Here is a 15,103-nt window from a genome sequence, read left to right on the forward strand (position 1 = left end):
AACATCGGCTACAGCCCCAAAAAGGTGAGAAGTTTCAGTACAATAGCCACTCATAAACAGAAACGGGTGTAAAGAGCCCGGTTAACGACCACATATTTAATGACTGGAACGCTGATGTCTAATGCAACGCAAGATGCTGCCGTTGACGATTTAAACGTCGTCTCGCAAGAGCTGCTGATCTCGCCGGCCGAACTCAAACGTGAGTTGCCGTTGAGCGACAATGCTCGGCAGGTGATTACCGAAGGCCGCGAAACCATTCGCAATATTCTCGATCGCAAAGATCCCCGCATCTTTGTGGTTATCGGCCCCTGCTCTATCCATGACGTAGAAGCTGCCAAAGATTATGCGGCGCGTCTTAAAAAGCTCGCCGATGAGGTTAGCGATAGCATCTATGTGGTTATGCGTGTCTATTTTGAGAAACCGCGTACCACCGTTGGCTGGAAAGGACTGATAAACGACCCTTACCTTAATGACTCATTCAAGATTCAAGAGGGGCTACACATCGGTCGCAAGCTGCTGCTCGACATCTCCGAGCTGGGCCTGCCCACCGCCACCGAAGCGCTGGACCCAATTTCGCCGCAGTACCTGCACGATCTAATCAGCTGGTCGGCCATTGGCGCTCGTACCACCGAGTCGCAAACCCACCGTGAAATGGCCAGTGGCCTGTCCTCGGCGGTCGGCTTTAAAAACGGTACCGATGGCGGCCTGACCGTGGCCATCAACGCATTGCAGTCGGTTTCTAAGCCGCACCGTTTTCTCGGTATCAATACCGAGGGGCAAGTGTCCATCGTACGCACTCGTGGCAACAGCTACGGCCATGTAGTGTTGCGCGGCGGCAATGGCAAACCCAACTATGACTCTGTCAGCGTCGCCATGTGTGAAGAGGAACTGGAAAAAGCCAAGGTTACTCCGAACATTATGGTGGACTGCAGCCACGCCAACTCCAACAAAGATCACAACCTTCAACCGCTGGTTATGGAGAATGTCGCCAACCAAATCGTTGAAGGTAATAAGTCGATTATTGGCTTAATGGTGGAGAGCAACATCGGCGCGGGGAACCAGAAAATACCCGATGATTTAAGCATGTTAGAGTACGGTGTATCGGTAACCGACGCCTGTATCGACTGGGCCAGCACCGAAAAAGCCCTGCGAGATATGCGCGATAAAATCAAGCCCGTACTGGCAAGCCGTAATAGCTAACCGCGGCTGTCAGCCTACATAAAAAAGCCCCGCACTTGCGGGGCTTTTTTGTGGTTAACGATTATAAGCTCTAGTAATCCCATGCCAGCCCTAAGTTTAGCGCGTAGTCATCTGCTTCAGGAATCACGCCGTCTTCATCCGCCTGCGGGTTAGAAGTGCGGTTCCATTCGTAAGTTAGTGTCACCTCCAGACGGTCAGTCAAATCAATATCTACGCCGGTCTCGATGTAATGCTTGTAGTTACCGGCTGCATCATTGGTGAACTGCGCCTGATAGCTTAACGAGTAAGTGATGTCACTGGTAATGTCGTACTCGAGTTTGGTATCACCCAGCAGCGCGGGTGTTTCCACGGTTCGGTCTGAGCCCGCTGGAGCCGTTGTGTACTCCTGATACTGATAACCTGGCCCACCACTGATCGTCCAGGTTACCCGCTCATTGTCGGCGATATAATAACCAAAAAAGACACCCAGGGTTCCCCGGTGCTCGATGTTTTGAAAGCGGTCCCGATAATATTCCAGATAGCCCGGCGTCCAGTACGTTCGGGCGGTAATAAATATGTCGTAACGGCCATCGGCGCGGTGGCTCTCTTCGGTGCGCACGCCCTGCACTTCTGTCGTTCCGGCGTCGTAGGTAAAATTAAAACGCGAGCGAGCTGAGCGTCTGGTAAGGTCAATATCGGTATCAAACGAGCGCTCATCGACATTACCGCTTTTCAGGTTACCGGACAAACCAACGTGAAATTGCCACAAATCCAGCTCGTGCTCGCCACTGGCCGACATAGAGACAATATCGCTTCTCTTGTATTGGCTTTTAACGGGCCCCGCAAAGGCTAAGGTGTCTTGGTCGATTCTTACCGGGCCTATTACCGTGTCATTGGATTCCAAACGAATACTCATGCTCTGGGACGACAGCACACGGGCAATATCCTCCCAATCGATACTAAGTTCATCGAGCTGATCGGAATCAAAATCAAATACTTGATCGTACAGGCCGATAATCTCGCCCTTTAACCATTCTCCGGAGGTAAACTGAATCCAGTCCCAGCCGTCCAGGTACTCGGGTTCGGCAGGCCATTTACTGGGCTCTTTTTTCTTGTTGCTGGGCGCTAAGGTTTGGGCGGCAGAAGCATCCGTAGCCTTGATAGGCTTACTCGCGGGCACGGCTTGCTGCGCGAAGCTGCCGCTTGAAAAAAAGATAAAGGTTAGCAGGGTTGCTATCAGCGATGCTGAATAAAGCGGCGAGGTGTTAAGCGCGAGCCGGGCCGGCGTTATGGGCCGTTGTCTTGGGCAGTTTTCCATTGCCAGTCCTTAACACGTATAAAGAGTGCGAGCCTACGCGGTTACCCCGAAGGCTCGCAGCCACATCAATAATAGGCCTGTGTGCGATCAGTATGGTCGGTGATGTCCCGAATACCTTTAAGCTCAGGCAGCTTATCCATTAAAGCTACCTCAACCCCATTTTTCAAGGTCATATCCACAGCACTACACCCCTGGCAGCCACCACCAAAACGCAATATGGCAAAGCCATCGTCGGTAATCTCGACCAGACTCACCTCACCGCCGTGGGCGGCCAGCCCTGGGTTTACTTCGTTATAAAGGACGTAGTTAATCCGGTCCTCTAAGGGGCTGTCGTCAGTTACCTGAGGCATTTTAGAATTTGGCGCACGGATCGTTAGCTGCCCCCCCATGCGATCAGCGGCATAGTCGACTTTAGCGTCTTTTAAGTAGGGCAAGCTGCGCTCTTCGAAGTACGCTTTAAACGCATCGAGTTCGAGGGTTACATCACCCTCCTTGACTTCACCTGGCCGACAGTAAGCAATACACGTTTCAGCTTGTGGTGTACCCGGATTTGCGACAAACATACGAATGCCAATATCGGCGTTATCGTCTTGTTTTTCGAGCAATTCACTGAGGTAGGTTTGGGCGGACGGGGTAATTTCTACATTGGCCATATCGGTATGTGCTACACCTTTGTATACCTGATTAATTTACTCAGGTATTTTACCCCAAATGCTCTTTAAATAAAAATACCCCTCTCGCAGGGTCACTTAAAGCCAAACCCAAATCCTAGAATTAACTTTACACTAATGGCCTAGTTATCTATTTTTCGTACTTTTTTGTCGCAAGATCTTCCGGCTCATCGTCCAGTTCGTGCCGGCCGCGCTGCATCGCATCGCTAAAAGCCGCCGCCATAATACCCGTAGGCATCGCAATGAGCGCGACACTAGCCAGTGCCGACAGTGCGCCAAAAAGGCGCCCCAGCTGAGTTACTGGGTAAACATCGCCGTAGCCCACAGTGGTAAAGGTAATAACCGCCCACCACATGGCCCGGGGAATACTGCCAAAGGCCTCAGGCTGTACGTCTCTTTCCGCCAGATAAAGTGCGATAGATGCGAACATGATTACAGTTGCAGCGAGCACTGCGCTAATTGACAGCTCGTAGCGGCGAGAAACTAAAGCCGCAGCCAAATAACGCACTGACCTCGACAGCCTGCCAAATTGTGCCAGCCGGGCAATACGCAGCAAGCGTATAAAACGCAGCATAAGTGATTGCGAGCCTAACAATCCAAACAGTAACGGCAACACAGCGACCAAATCAATCAAGGCTGCGGGGGTGATCAGATACCGTAACCGGCCCACTATAGGGCGGCGATAGCGCCGGTCTTCCACGCACACCCACGCTCGCACAAAGTACTCGATGATGAAGATCACGCTAAAAATCACTTCGAGCCCACGAACCACACGCTCTTCGCCCTGGGTTATGTTGGGCTCTGTCTCTAATATCGCGCCGATAAAAGACAGCAGTATTAGAATGCAGATGACCCAATTAGTCGGTGAAAGGCCGTACCCCCACGCGGCGGGCTCTAACTGTAAATGCAGGCGATGTCGCAGTGCTTGTTTACTCATGCACAATATCCTTGTGGCGCGCTATTATTAATACATTTTAAAAGGGGCACTCAGCCCGGCCAACCACGCGAGCCCCGTCATCCGGCCCGACAAACTCTAGCTCTGCGGCGTGCAGTAACAGCCGTGGTGCAGCAGCTTGTATAGGCTCCGGAGCGTAAAAGTGGCAGCCAAGAATCGGGTGGCCAATAGCGCTTAGGTGAACCCGTAGCTGATGCGAGCGCCCGGTTAATGGCGTTAACTCTAGCCGGCTGGTATCCGTGGCTGCATCGTAACTGAGCACGCGATAGCGCGTTATTGAGGGTTTGCCGCCGGTTTCGCAGATTTTATAGCGCGGGCGATGGTCTTTGTCGGGGGCGATGGGCATATCGATCTCACCCGCCGGATCCGATAACTTACCCGCCACAATCGCGATATACACTTTACGGGTGGTACGCTGCTCAAATTGCCGGGCAATGGCTGCATGAGCACGCTTGTGCCGAGCAACCACCATAATACCTGAGGTATCAAAGTCCAGCCGGTGAATCATAGAGGCATGAGGGTACTCCATCTGCAGCCGCCCGAGTACACAGTCGTAATTTGCCCGGTTGCGCCCAGGCACACTCAATAACCCGGCGGGTTTTACCACTAGCACAAAGCCCTCATCTTCGCGCACAATATCCACGGGCTCATGACACTTTGGCAACACGGCCAAGTCATCGCTTGAGTTACTCATATAGTATTGACCAATATGGGACAAAAGCGGGTAGTATAAGGCCACAGGCGTTGCAAGGTAACCGGCTACAACTTAGAGGTGCCACTAGCCACCACCTAATTCAATGCCCCACAATCTCCAGCATCAGGCTCGGAGATCAACAGGAGTTAGCTTGTGAGCGAGCAACATAATAAGACCGCAAAGGCCATACGCAAGACAAATATTCTGCACGTTATCCTTAGCACTTTGGCTGCAGCCGTCGGGGTGCAAAGCAATCGCAATCGCGAGCGGGACTTTAGTGGCAATAACTTACTGCCCTATATAATCGCAGGCCTTATATTTACGGGGCTATTTGTGGTGGGGCTCATTTTGTGGGTACAGCACCTGCTGGCCAGCACCTAAAACGGCTAAAGCCGCCGAGGTTACTCTAGGTTGCGCCATAAAGCGGTGGTCTCTACCCCGCCCGCCCGCAGCAACTTTTGTAAATTCCCTTTAAAAGCCCGCACTTCAGTGGCCGGTAGATGGCTTAAAAAGGCGTTTTGGTGCTCGCGCGCCGCGTCGTCGATAGCGGACATTTTTGCGCTGCCGGCCTCGGTGAGTGACACCCGGACGCTGCGGCGATCACCATCATCGTGATCTCTTACCACCAATTGTTTATCGGCAAGGCGATCCAGTAAACGAGTGATCGCAGAGCGGTCGACCCCCAGGCATTCCGCCAGGGCGGCTGGCGTCTGGGCTCGTTGATGGTGCAGGCAATTCAGCGTCATCCACTGAGGCCAGCTGATCTCAGCCTCTTTCAGTGACGCGTTAAAGCTCTCGCGCATCACACTTGCCAGGCGGCTGATCCAATAGGTATAGCTGCCGTGTAGCTCAAAGTCTTGCGGCATAGCCTCGCCCCGCGCGTTGAATTTCGGCCGAGTGCGCCCGCGTGGTCACCACCACTAAGGTCCGACCCGAGAGCGCATAACCAACAGCGCCAGGACAAACTCACGGCAAACACATATCGCCGGGAGTCAGCAGATATAGCCTGACTGAGCGATGAGGCCGAGTATTGTAATGCGAACGAGTGAGTTCGGTTATTGACCGCTAATCCAGAAGATGCAGGTGGCAACAAAAATTGCTACCAATGAAACGGCTGCAATCGCATCCGCTACGCTATCACCTTGGTCTTGCATTTCGATTTGATCGTTCATTATTTTTATTCTCCCGCAAAGGTTGCTGTTAGCACCTTAACTCTTTTTGGTCATGGTTTATGGTGTGCACGCTAGCCAATAAAACATCAGCCTGCTGTCGTGCCGGCGGCTCTGTAAAGTGCTAAGCCTTACAAAAGCAAGCAGCGATCCTTGCGTTACCGTTACCAACTGGGTATGTTTCTTATACCGGAAATAGCCGCCAGCCGCAACCCCCTACCCCTTTTTATAACTAAATGGTTTTTCGTTAGACATAACTATTCGTTTGCAAGCGGGGCTTGAATTGTTAATGTGCCGCCCTTGGCCCGCGCATCTCGCGATATTCAGGGATTTGGTGTATCCTTGCGCGCCTGCCAGATCTGAGGATTGACCTCACATTCTCTCTACGTAGACGGTAAACGATTTATGTATATTTACGACGAGTATGATCACGCAATATTAAAGCAGCGTGTCGCCCAGTTTCGGGATCAGACCGAACGTTATTTAGAGGGCTCGTTATCAGAACAGCAATTTCTGCCGCTGCGGCTGCAAAACGGTCTGTACGTTCAGCGCCTGGCGCCGATGCTTCGCATCAACGTCCCTTACGGCATGCTTAACACCACGCAATTGCGGCGCTTGGCCCGTATTGCCCGCGATTATGACAAGGGCTATTGCCACGTCAGCACGCGCCAAAACATCCAGTACAACTGGCCCGCTCTCGAGCAGGTGCCGGATATCCTGCATGAGCTGGCCGAAGTAGAAATGCACGGTACCCAGTCGAGCGGCAACTGTATACGCAACATCACCTCCGATCAGTTTGCCGGCATTGCCCCCGACGAAATAGTCGACCCACGCCCCTACTGCGAAATCATTCGCCAGTGGTCGAGCTTTCATCCCGAATTTGCCTTTTTACCGCGCAAGTTCAAAATTGCCATCTCGGGCTCCGAGAGCGATCGTGCCGCCATCGCGGTACACGACATCGGCTTGCAGTTGGTTAAAAATGACGCAGGCGAGATTGGCTTTAAAGTTCTGGTGGGTGGCGGCCTGGGCCGAACCCCCGTGATCGGCAGCGTAATTCGCGAATTCTTACCCGAAGCGCATATTTTGACCTACCTCGAAGCTATTTTGCGGGTGTACAACCTGCACGGTCGCCGGGACAACAAATACAAAGCTCGTATTAAGATTTTAGTGCGCGCCATGAAGCCGGAAGTATTTGCCGAGGAGGTAGAAAAGGAGTGGGCCCACTTAAAAGACGCCCCGAGCACCTTGCGCGCCGAAGACATTACCCGCGCCAAAGGCTTTTTTACCGAACCGGCGTACGAAGCTCTGGACGACAGTGCCGCGCAAACCCAGCTCGACAACGAAAAAGCGGACAACATCGCCTTTAGCAAATGGCTGGAGCGCAATGTACGCGCCCACCGCGTGCCTGGCTACGCCGCCGTAACGCTATCGCTGAAGCCCACAGGTATTGCTCCGGGCGACATCACTGATACCCAGCTTGAAACTATTGCCGAGCTGGCCGATCAGTACAGCTTTAGCGAAGTTCGCACAACCCACGAGCAAAATATCGTACTGGCAGATGTTAAAAAGTCCGAGCTTTTCGCCCTGTGGCAAGCCGCCAAATCGGCCGGTTTTGCCACACCCAACATCGGCACCTTAACTGACATTATCTGCTGCCCCGGGGGCGATTTTTGCTCGCTGGCGAACGCCAAATCGATCCCTATCGCCGAGGCCATTCAGCGTCAGTTTAGCGACTTGGACTATGTCTACGATTTGGGCGAGCTGGACCTCAATATCTCGGGCTGCATGAATGCCTGTGGCCATCACCACGTGGGTCATATTGGCGTGCTTGGTGTGGACAAAAAAGGCGAAGAGTTTTACCAGGTAATGCTGGGCGGTAACGCCGGCAACAACGCCTCGTTGGCCAAAGTTCTTGGGCCCGCCTTCGATGCCGAGCAGATGCCCGCCGTCGTGCAAAATGTCGTTAACGTTTATCTCGAAAACCGCACCGAAGAAGAGCTGTTTATCGACACCTATAATCGTATTGGTATCTCGCCATTTAAGGAGCGCGTCTATGCAAAAGCTAGTTAAAGATGGCGTCATTATCGAAAACCAGTGGCATATAATGCCCAAACCAGAGGCGGACCAGAGCGCCGAGGTACCGGCCGGCCCCACTATCGTTCCGCTTGGCGTATGGCTTGAACAGCAAGATGCCCTGCAACAGCGCGACGACATTGGTGTGTGGCTCGATAGCGATGAACTCGCCGAGCAGATTGGTGCTCAAGCCAATAAGCTCCCCTTAATTGCCGTGAACTTTCCGGGCTTTATGGACGGCCGTGCGTTCTCGATTGCTCGCTTATTGCGCGAGCGTTTTGGCTTCACCGGCGAGCTGCGGGCCATTGGCGACTTTATGCGCGATCAGCTGTGTTACCTGAGCCGCTGCGGCGTCAATGCGTTTCAGTTTGCAAGCGATGACGTCGACCTGGAGCAAGCTAAAAAGTCACTGGATGACTTTACCGAGTTTTATCAGGCCGGCGTCGACCAGCCGCTACCGCTTTTTAGGCGCCGCACCGCATAGCACACCCAATAAAAAAGCCCCACAAATGGGGCTTTTTTATGATCAAAACATTGCACTACCAGCGTTACTTAAGCAGTTTCGGCGGGCCCACTGTGAAACCGAAACTCGCTATCCACCTCTTGCACCAAGCGCTTTTCCCGCTCCAAAAACAGCGTCACCCGATCGTCAATTGACTCATTCCCGGCGGACTTTTGCGCGAGCTTTAAGTAGTCTTTAAAGTGGCGCGCCTCAGATTTTAGCAGTGATAGATAAAATTTTTGCAGCTCATCATCTAAATGTGGTGCCAGCTTCGCAAAACGCTCGCAAGATCGCGCCTCGATAATCGCTCCCACGATAAGGGTATCCACCAGCCGGGCCGGCTCATGAGTGCGCACCGGCTTACGCAGCTCAGCGGCATAACGGGCCGCATTAATTTGCTCGTAGGCAATACCGCGATTTTGCATAATGGCTATCACCTGCTCAAAGTGGCGCAGCTCCTCACGCGCCAAGCGCGACATTTTATTAAGCAGCTCAAAGTCGTCTACATACCGATACATTAAATTTAAAGCCGTAGAGGCTGCTTTTTTTTCGCAGTTGGCGTGGTCGAGCAATAACAGCTCAGGATTGGCCAGAGCGCCGGCGATCCAGGTGTCCGGTGTTTCGCACAGCAAAAAATCATTGATTGCCTGTAAATCATTCATAAAATGCCTGCCTACTCCGCCAAGCCCGGCGCTATATAGCGCTCGTAATACGCACACGAAAGTGCGTAAAAGTCTTTATCAATATCATCGCGGATAACGGTAAGCGCACAATCGCGCCATTCGCGTCGCAATGCAATGCCGTAATCGGCCAATGAGGTAATTTGGCTGGCGCCGGCCCGAAGTAAATCAAACACCCAGCACTGGGGAGGTTGCTCGGGCTTAAATTGGATTTGCTGATGCTCAATTTGCGCTAACAGCAGAGCCTGATCCACCACTTCAATACGGTTATCAACCACCTGAGTAAGGTAACTTTCTAGCCGCTGAGCAATAATGCGGCGCTGACTTTCGTTATAGCCATTCCAGTGAATTACTTCATGGGTAAAACGTTTGCAACCACGGCACACGCTATCGCCGATACCGGTTGAGCAAATGCCAACGCAGGGTGTTTTTACGGGTTTAAAAGCAACCATCAGAGTCCAGCCGATAAAATCAGGGTGCCATTTTACACGGTAAAACAGGTTTAGGTAGGCACGCGACCAACTAATGGCCGCGTTATTAAAAGCAATATTGGTTAATAAGGTAGTCCGGCCACATCCAGTTGAACCGACCAAAGCGCGCCAGCGCCCGTAAGGTACAAGGTTTTACCATCATCCCCGCCAAATGCCCCGTTGGTCACATTAGCATCGACATTGATAATCGCAATTTCATCCCCCTCAGGCGATACCACCCGAACCCGACGGTTGGTATGCTCGGTTACGTAGATGTTGCCCAAACAATCAACGGCCATACCGTCGGGTACCGAAACATCAGTCAGCAGTGTTTTGCCAGGCCCTGGGGCACCTTCCTGAAGTGGATAGGCCCGAACAAAGCCCTCTGCTCCACCGCCTGCAACATAGAGTGTTTTTTCATCCGGCGACAGTGAAATACCGTTGGGGTTAGCAATGGTTTCATCGACGACGCTCACCTGCCCTTGTGGATCAACTCGATAAACACGTGTCACATCCTGCCCCCCGGGGGCTGCCGCACGCTGAAAGTCCGGGTCGGTAAAGTAAATGTCGCCGCGCGCACTCATGGTTAAGTCGTTAGGGGAGTTAAAAACGTGTTCACGATACTTGTCAGCCACGACGTCGTGCTCACCTGTGCTCAGCGAATAACGAGCTACGGCTTTGAACTTATGGGTCCCGGCCAGCAGCTGCCCTTGATTATCAAGTGCCAACCCATTCGTACCGGCATCGTTCAGTAACACAGAAACATCCTGGCCGTCATAGCTCATAATGTTGGACGGGAAGCCCTGACCAAAACCAAACCGAGAAAAAAGCAACCGTCCGTCGCGCCATACCGGCCCCTCGTACAGGCCGGGCTCGTTGAAGTTCGCCGCGACAATTCGCTCGGCGCTTAGCTCACCAGTGGGTGAGCGGTAGTGCTCACTTGAGCAATAGCGATCCGCCCTGACCGCCGAAGACGACACCGTGTCACTAGCGCTTGGCTGAGTGCAAGCAGACACCGCCAAAACAAGGGTTAATGTACCGGTTATTTTTTTCATGAAGGCCCCGTGACTGGCTACTGATGTGGCTCAGAACTGATTGTGAATAAACCATAGTAATGGGTGTTTTTTACCATCTTAGCAGAAATGGTTGCGTTACCACAGCAATCAAATGCCACCCTGCACCCGCCTCAGCAGTTAACAGTTGGGCCGCTATGATGTATAATTCGCGCCCGATTCGCCCCGTTGGGCACCTCATCCATGTGGGTCATGGATAGCCTCCAAAGCAGCGATCCTGCTAGCGGAGTACATCAATTAAAACCAGAGGATCACAATCGTGCTTGAAGCCTACCGCAAACATGTTGCAGAACGCGCAGCAGAAGGAGTTCCACCTAAACCGTTAAACGCTGAACAAGTTGCAGGACTTGTTGAGCTACTAAAAAGCCCGCCCGCGGGTGAAGAGGATTTTCTGCTAGAGCTGATCACTGACCGTGTTCCTCCGGGCGTGGACGAAGCTGCCTACGTTAAAGCGGCGTTTTTAAGCGCACTGGTAGACGGCGAAGCTCAGTCGCCACTGATTGACAGGTCTCACGCCGTGAAACTGCTGGGTATGATGCACGGTGGCTACAACATCGAAACGTTGGTTAAGTTGCTTGATGACAGCGAGCTAGCACCTCTGGCGGCCGGCGAATTAAAGCACACCCTGCTGATGTTTGACGCCTTCCACGACGTGGAAGAAAAAGCCAAAGCCGGCAACGAGATCGCCAAAGAAGTAGTTCAGTCGTGGGCCGACGCCGAGTGGTTCACTGGCCGCAAAAAAGTACCCGAAAGCATTAAACTGACCGTTTTTAAAGTCACCGGTGAAACCAATACCGATGATTTATCCCCTGCTCAGGATGCCTGGTCACGCCCCGACATCCCGCTGCATGCCCGCGCTATGTACAAAAACAGCCGCGAAGGTATTACCCCTGAAGAGGAAGGCAATGTTGGCCCCATCAAGCAAATTGATGAGCTGCTGGCAAAAGGTAACCCGCTCGCGTTTGTCGGCGATGTTGTCGGGACCGGTTCTTCACGTAAATCAGCGACCAACTCCGTTTTGTGGTACATCGGCGAAGATATCCCCGGCGTACCGAATAAGCGCACCGGTGGCGTGTGCATTGGCGGCAAAGTAGCCCCAATTTTTTACAACACCATGGAAGACGCCGGCGCGCTGGTTTTTGAGGCGCCAGTCGACGATTTGAACATGGGTGATGTAATTGAAGTACGCCCTTACGAAGGCAAGATTCTGAACGCCGACAGCGGCGATATTATCTGCGAGTTTGGCCTTAAATCCGACGTTTTGCTGGATGAAGTGCAAGCAGGCGGACGTATTCCGCTGATCGTTGGTCGTGGCTTAACCACTAAAGCGCGCACCTCACTGGGGCTCGATGCCGGTGACATCTTCCGCCTGCCCGAGCAACCCACCGACTCAGGCAAAGGCTACACACTGGCGCAAAAAATGGTCGGTAAGGCCTGTGGTACCACCGGCGTTCGCCCCGGCACTTACTGCGAGCCACAAATGACCACTGTGGGCTCGCAAGATACCACTGGCCCTATGACGCGCGACGAGCTGAAAGATCTGGCTTGCCTCGGCTTCTCGGCCGATTTAACCATGCAGTCTTTCTGTCACACCGCGGCTTACCCCAAGCCCGTCGACATTGAAACTCAGCATACCCTGCCCGACTTTATTATGAACCGTGGTGGCGTATCGTTGCGTCCTGCCGACGGCATCATCCACAGCTGGCTTAACCGCATGCTGCTGCCTGACACCGTAGGTACCGGTGGCGACTCACACACCCGCTTCCCGCTGGGCATCTCGTTCCCGGCCGGTTCCGGTCTGGTGGCATTTGCCGCGGCCACCGGCGTTATGCCACTGGATATGCCAGAGTCAGTATTGGTGCGCTTTAAAGGCGAAATGCAGCCGGGCATCACCTTGCGTGACCTGGTTAACGCGATTCCGCTGTACGCCATTAAAGATGGCCTGCTCACCGTCGACAAAAAAGGCAAAAAGAACATCTTTTCGGGTCGCATCCTGGAGGTCGAAGGCCTGCCCAACCTTAAAGTTGAGCAAGCGTTTGAGATTTCTGATGCGTCCGCCGAGCGTTCGGCCGCAGGCTGTACCATTAAGCTTGGCGAAGAGCCCATCATTGAATACCTGAAGTCAAACATCGTTATGTTGCGCTGGATGATCGAGCAGGGTTACGGCGATGTGCGCACCCTGGAGCGCCGCGCTCAGAAGATGGAAGACTGGCTCGCCAATCCAGAGCTGATGGAAGCGGATGCGGACGCCGAATACGCCGCCGTTATCGAGATTGATCTGGCCGACATCAAAGAACCTATTTTGGCCTGCCCGAACGACCCGGACGATGTTAAAACTCTGGCCGAGGTTCAGGACACCAAAATTGACGAAGTGTTTATTGGCTCGTGCATGACCAACATTGGTCACTTCCGCGCTGCGGGTAAATTGCTGGACGCCTCTAAAGATGAGCTGGCAACCCGTCTGTGGATTGCCCCCCCCACCAAAATGGACGAGCACCAACTGATGGAAGAAGGCTACTTCAACATCTTTGGTCGCAAAGGTGCGCGCACCGAGATGCCTGGCTGCTCCTTGTGTATGGGCAACCAGGCACGGGTAGCACCTGGCTCCACCGTGGTTTCCACCTCGACCCGCAACTTCCCCAACCGTTTGGGTCAAGGTGCCAACGTATATCTTGCCTCGGCTGAACTGGCGGCGGTAGCGGCGATTATCGGTAAGATTCCAAACAAAGAAGAGTACTTAAGCTACACCAACGATCTGAACAGCATGAGCGCGGATATTTACCGCTACCTCAACTTCAACGAGATCGAGCAATACCAAAAAGCCGCCGACGAAGGCAAGCGCATTGCCGCGGTAGAAATTCAAAACGTCGCTGTTTAACCCAGCTAAGTTTTGAGCAAAAAGCCCGCCTTTTGGTGGGCTTTTTTGTATCTATAACCTTAAGGACGCCGTCTCATGAGTCAACAACCCAGCATTCTTATCACCGGTTGCTCTACCGGTATTGGTTATTACTGCGCTAAATCTTTGCAGCGCGATGGCTGGCAGGTAATTGCCAGTTGCCGCCAACCGGAGGATGTATCCCGACTACAAAACGAAGGCTTAACGTGTGTTCTGCTTGATGTAGCCAGCTCGCAAAGCATCAAAGAAGCTCTGGCAAAAACACTCGAATTTACCGGGGGCACTCTGGATGCGCTATTTAATAATGGCGCCTATGGCCAACCGGGAGCGGTTGAAGATTTAACCCGCGACACGCTACAAAAGCAGTTTGATACGAACTTTTTTGGCTGGTGCGAGCTAACTAATGCCGTCATTAAGGTGATGCACCAACAAGACGCCGGCCGCATCGTGCACAATAGCTCAGTGCTCGGCTTTGCAGCCATGCCCTTTCGCGGCGCCTACAACGCCAGTAAGTTTGCTCTGGAAGGGATTACAGACACACTGCGCCTGGAGCTTGCCGACACCAACATAACGGTCTCACTAATTGAGCCCGGGCCTATTCGCAGTGAGTTTCGAGCCAATGCGCTGCGCGCCCTAGACAGCAATATCGATATCAACAGCAGTCGTTTTGGCTTTCAGTATGCCTCAGCTATTGCCCGCTTGAGCAAGCCCGGCCCGGCATCGCGCTTTACCCTGGAGCCAGAGGCCGTCTATAAAAAGCTCACACACGCGCTAACGGCCAAAAAGCCCAAACCGCGCTATTATGTAACCTTTCCGACCCACCTTATGGGCGCTTTAAAGCGAATTTTAAGCACCCGAGCAATGGATAACATACTGGGCCGAATAAAAAGTTAGGAGCAATAAAACATGCAATACAAAAAAATCAGCCTTCCGGCCAATAAATCGATTGCACTGGTGGCACACGACAATAAAAAACCCGACATCGTCCGCTGGTGTGAAAAGCACCGGGACGATTTAGCCAACCACAAGCTGTATGCGACCGGCACAACCGGCACTGTGATTAACAAGGCTACGGGGCTCGAGATTGAGCGTCTTATTAGCGGCCCACTAGGGGGAGATCAACAAGTTGGTTCGCTTATTACCGAAGGAAAAGTGGATTTTCTGATCTTTTTTTGGGATCCGTTTGAGCCAATGCCGCACGATCCGGATGTGAAGGCACTATTGCGTATTGCGGCGGTCTGGAATATCCCCGTTGCCTGCAACCCTATCAGCGCCGACTTTATGGTTGCCTCGCCACTCTTTAATGGGGAGTTTGAGCGCTACGTTCCCGACTATGAAGGTTATATGAAAGCGCGCGCTAATCTGGATTAATCAACATCCACACCTGTGCCATTAAAAAAGCCCGCATTGCACAGCAATGCGG

The 15,103-nt window shown here is 52.8% G+C and carries 15 protein-coding genes; 7 read left to right on the forward strand and 8 right to left on the reverse strand.

Features of this window, described 5'->3' with window-relative positions:
- The first annotated feature begins 114 nt into the window (after positions 1-114).
- Positions 115-1,200, forward strand: coding sequence for a 3-deoxy-7-phosphoheptulonate synthase (locus SD69_RS11190; protein ID WP_041523284.1), 1,086 nt, complete (start codon positions 115-117; stop codon positions 1,198-1,200).
- 70 nt (positions 1,201-1,270) lie between these two features.
- On the opposite strand, the gene SD69_RS11195 is transcribed toward SD69_RS11190, so the two are convergent.
- The 4 genes from SD69_RS11195 to SD69_RS11210 form a co-directional block, all read right to left on the reverse strand.
- Positions 1,271-2,497 carry a DUF481 domain-containing protein gene (locus SD69_RS11195; protein WP_041523285.1) on the reverse strand — a complete coding sequence of 409 codons (1,227 nt, stop codon included), beginning with the start codon at positions 2,495-2,497 and terminating at the stop codon, positions 1,271-1,273.
- A 65-nt stretch (positions 2,498-2,562) separates the two neighbouring features.
- On the reverse strand, positions 2,563-3,150 hold the full coding sequence (gene nfuA / locus SD69_RS11200; RefSeq protein WP_041523286.1) for a Fe-S biogenesis protein NfuA: 588 nt from the start codon (positions 3,148-3,150) through the stop codon (positions 2,563-2,565).
- A gap of 148 nt (positions 3,151-3,298) precedes the next feature.
- Positions 3,299-4,105 (reverse strand): ion transporter, encoded by an 807-nt coding sequence (locus SD69_RS11205; RefSeq protein WP_041523287.1) that lies wholly within the window; start codon positions 4,103-4,105, stop codon positions 3,299-3,301.
- A gap of 37 nt (positions 4,106-4,142) precedes the next feature.
- Complete coding sequence (locus SD69_RS11210) at positions 4,143-4,817, reverse strand: RluA family pseudouridine synthase (RefSeq protein WP_041523288.1); 675 nt, start codon at positions 4,815-4,817, stop codon at positions 4,143-4,145.
- 153 nt (positions 4,818-4,970) lie between these two features.
- Here SD69_RS11210 and SD69_RS11215 point away from each other — a divergent pair, with 153 nt between their 5' ends.
- Complete coding sequence (locus tag SD69_RS11215; RefSeq protein ID WP_052481096.1) at positions 4,971-5,198, forward strand: DUF2970 domain-containing protein; 228 nt, start codon at positions 4,971-4,973, stop codon at positions 5,196-5,198.
- A gap of 20 nt (positions 5,199-5,218) precedes the next feature.
- On the opposite strand, the gene SD69_RS18140 is transcribed toward SD69_RS11215, so the two are convergent.
- Positions 5,219-5,683: a MarR family winged helix-turn-helix transcriptional regulator gene (locus tag SD69_RS18140; RefSeq protein ID WP_052481097.1), complete on the reverse strand. Its 465-nt coding sequence runs from the start codon at positions 5,681-5,683 to the stop codon at positions 5,219-5,221.
- A gap of 708 nt (positions 5,684-6,391) precedes the next feature.
- On the opposite strand from SD69_RS18140, the gene SD69_RS11225 reads away from it, so the two are divergent.
- Both SD69_RS11225 and SD69_RS11230 read left to right on the forward strand, forming a co-directional pair.
- A complete protein-coding gene (locus SD69_RS11225) occupies positions 6,392-8,056 on the forward strand; it encodes a nitrite/sulfite reductase (protein ID WP_041523289.1) in 1,665 nt (554 codons plus the stop codon).
- The gene (locus SD69_RS11230; protein ID WP_041523290.1) at positions 8,040-8,543 is read left to right on the forward strand and encodes a DUF934 domain-containing protein; all 504 of its coding nucleotides are present in this window, start codon (positions 8,040-8,042) and stop codon (positions 8,541-8,543) included. The genes SD69_RS11225 and SD69_RS11230 overlap by 17 nt, the downstream gene beginning before the upstream one ends.
- Before the next feature lie 68 nt (positions 8,544-8,611).
- Here SD69_RS11230 and miaE read toward each other — a convergent pair whose 3' ends face one another.
- The 3 genes from miaE to SD69_RS11245 all read right to left on the reverse strand — a co-directional run bounded on the left by miaE (position 8,612) and on the right by SD69_RS11245 (position 10,766).
- Positions 8,612-9,223 (reverse strand): tRNA-(ms[2]io[6]A)-hydroxylase, encoded by a 612-nt coding sequence (gene miaE / locus SD69_RS11235; protein ID WP_041523291.1) that lies wholly within the window; start codon positions 9,221-9,223, stop codon positions 8,612-8,614.
- Between the two features lie 11 nt (positions 9,224-9,234).
- Positions 9,235-9,693: a DUF1289 domain-containing protein gene (locus tag SD69_RS11240; protein ID WP_041524723.1), complete on the reverse strand. Its 459-nt coding sequence runs from the start codon at positions 9,691-9,693 to the stop codon at positions 9,235-9,237.
- Between the two features lie 101 nt (positions 9,694-9,794).
- On the reverse strand, positions 9,795-10,766 hold the full coding sequence (locus SD69_RS11245; protein WP_041523292.1) for an SMP-30/gluconolactonase/LRE family protein: 972 nt from the start codon (positions 10,764-10,766) through the stop codon (positions 9,795-9,797).
- A gap of 277 nt (positions 10,767-11,043) precedes the next feature.
- Here SD69_RS11245 and acnB point away from each other — a divergent pair, with 277 nt between their 5' ends.
- The 3 genes from acnB to SD69_RS11260 all read left to right on the forward strand — a co-directional run bounded on the left by acnB (position 11,044) and on the right by SD69_RS11260 (position 15,051).
- On the forward strand, positions 11,044-13,662 hold the full coding sequence (acnB, locus tag SD69_RS11250; RefSeq protein WP_198144089.1) for a bifunctional aconitate hydratase 2/2-methylisocitrate dehydratase: 2,619 nt from the start codon (positions 11,044-11,046) through the stop codon (positions 13,660-13,662).
- Positions 13,663-13,737: 75 nt separating this feature from the next.
- Positions 13,738-14,574: an SDR family oxidoreductase gene (locus SD69_RS11255; RefSeq protein WP_041523294.1), complete on the forward strand. Its 837-nt coding sequence runs from the start codon at positions 13,738-13,740 to the stop codon at positions 14,572-14,574.
- Positions 14,575-14,586: 12 nt separating this feature from the next.
- Positions 14,587-15,051: a methylglyoxal synthase gene (locus tag SD69_RS11260; RefSeq protein ID WP_041523295.1), complete on the forward strand. Its 465-nt coding sequence runs from the start codon at positions 14,587-14,589 to the stop codon at positions 15,049-15,051.
- Positions 15,052-15,103: the final 52 nt, after the last annotated feature.

It is taken from the genome of Gilvimarinus agarilyticus (assembly GCF_000832015.1).
Taxonomy (GTDB): Bacteria; Pseudomonadota; Gammaproteobacteria; order Pseudomonadales; family Cellvibrionaceae; genus Gilvimarinus; species Gilvimarinus agarilyticus.

Excerpts from the sequence above, each read along its gene's own strand:
- SD69_RS11195 (WP_041523285.1), bottom strand. The coding sequence starts at position 2,497 with ATGGAAAACTGCCCAAGACAACGGCCCATAACGCCGGCCCGGCTCGCG.
- SD69_RS11190 (WP_041523284.1), top strand. The coding sequence starts at position 115 with ATGTCTAATGCAACGCAAGATGCTGCCGTTGACGATTTAAACGTCGTC.
- nfuA (WP_041523286.1), bottom strand. The coding sequence starts at position 3,150 with ATGGCCAATGTAGAAATTACCCCGTCCGCCCAAACCTACCTCAGTGAA.
- SD69_RS11240 (WP_041524723.1), bottom strand. The coding sequence starts at position 9,693 with ATGGTTGCTTTTAAACCCGTAAAAACACCCTGCGTTGGCATTTGCTCA.
- SD69_RS11230 (WP_041523290.1), top strand. The coding sequence starts at position 8,040 with ATGCAAAAGCTAGTTAAAGATGGCGTCATTATCGAAAACCAGTGGCAT.
- SD69_RS18140 (WP_052481097.1), bottom strand. The coding sequence starts at position 5,683 with ATGCCGCAAGACTTTGAGCTACACGGCAGCTATACCTATTGGATCAGC.
- miaE (WP_041523291.1), bottom strand. The coding sequence starts at position 9,223 with ATGAATGATTTACAGGCAATCAATGATTTTTTGCTGTGCGAAACACCG.
- SD69_RS11260 (WP_041523295.1), top strand. The coding sequence starts at position 14,587 with ATGCAATACAAAAAAATCAGCCTTCCGGCCAATAAATCGATTGCACTG.
- SD69_RS11255 (WP_041523294.1), top strand. The coding sequence starts at position 13,738 with ATGAGTCAACAACCCAGCATTCTTATCACCGGTTGCTCTACCGGTATT.
- SD69_RS11210 (WP_041523288.1), bottom strand. The coding sequence starts at position 4,817 with ATGAGTAACTCAAGCGATGACTTGGCCGTGTTGCCAAAGTGTCATGAG.
- SD69_RS11245 (WP_041523292.1), bottom strand. The coding sequence starts at position 10,766 with ATGAAAAAAATAACCGGTACATTAACCCTTGTTTTGGCGGTGTCTGCT.
- SD69_RS11225 (WP_041523289.1), top strand. The coding sequence starts at position 6,392 with ATGTATATTTACGACGAGTATGATCACGCAATATTAAAGCAGCGTGTC.
- SD69_RS11205 (WP_041523287.1), bottom strand. The coding sequence starts at position 4,105 with ATGAGTAAACAAGCACTGCGACATCGCCTGCATTTACAGTTAGAGCCC.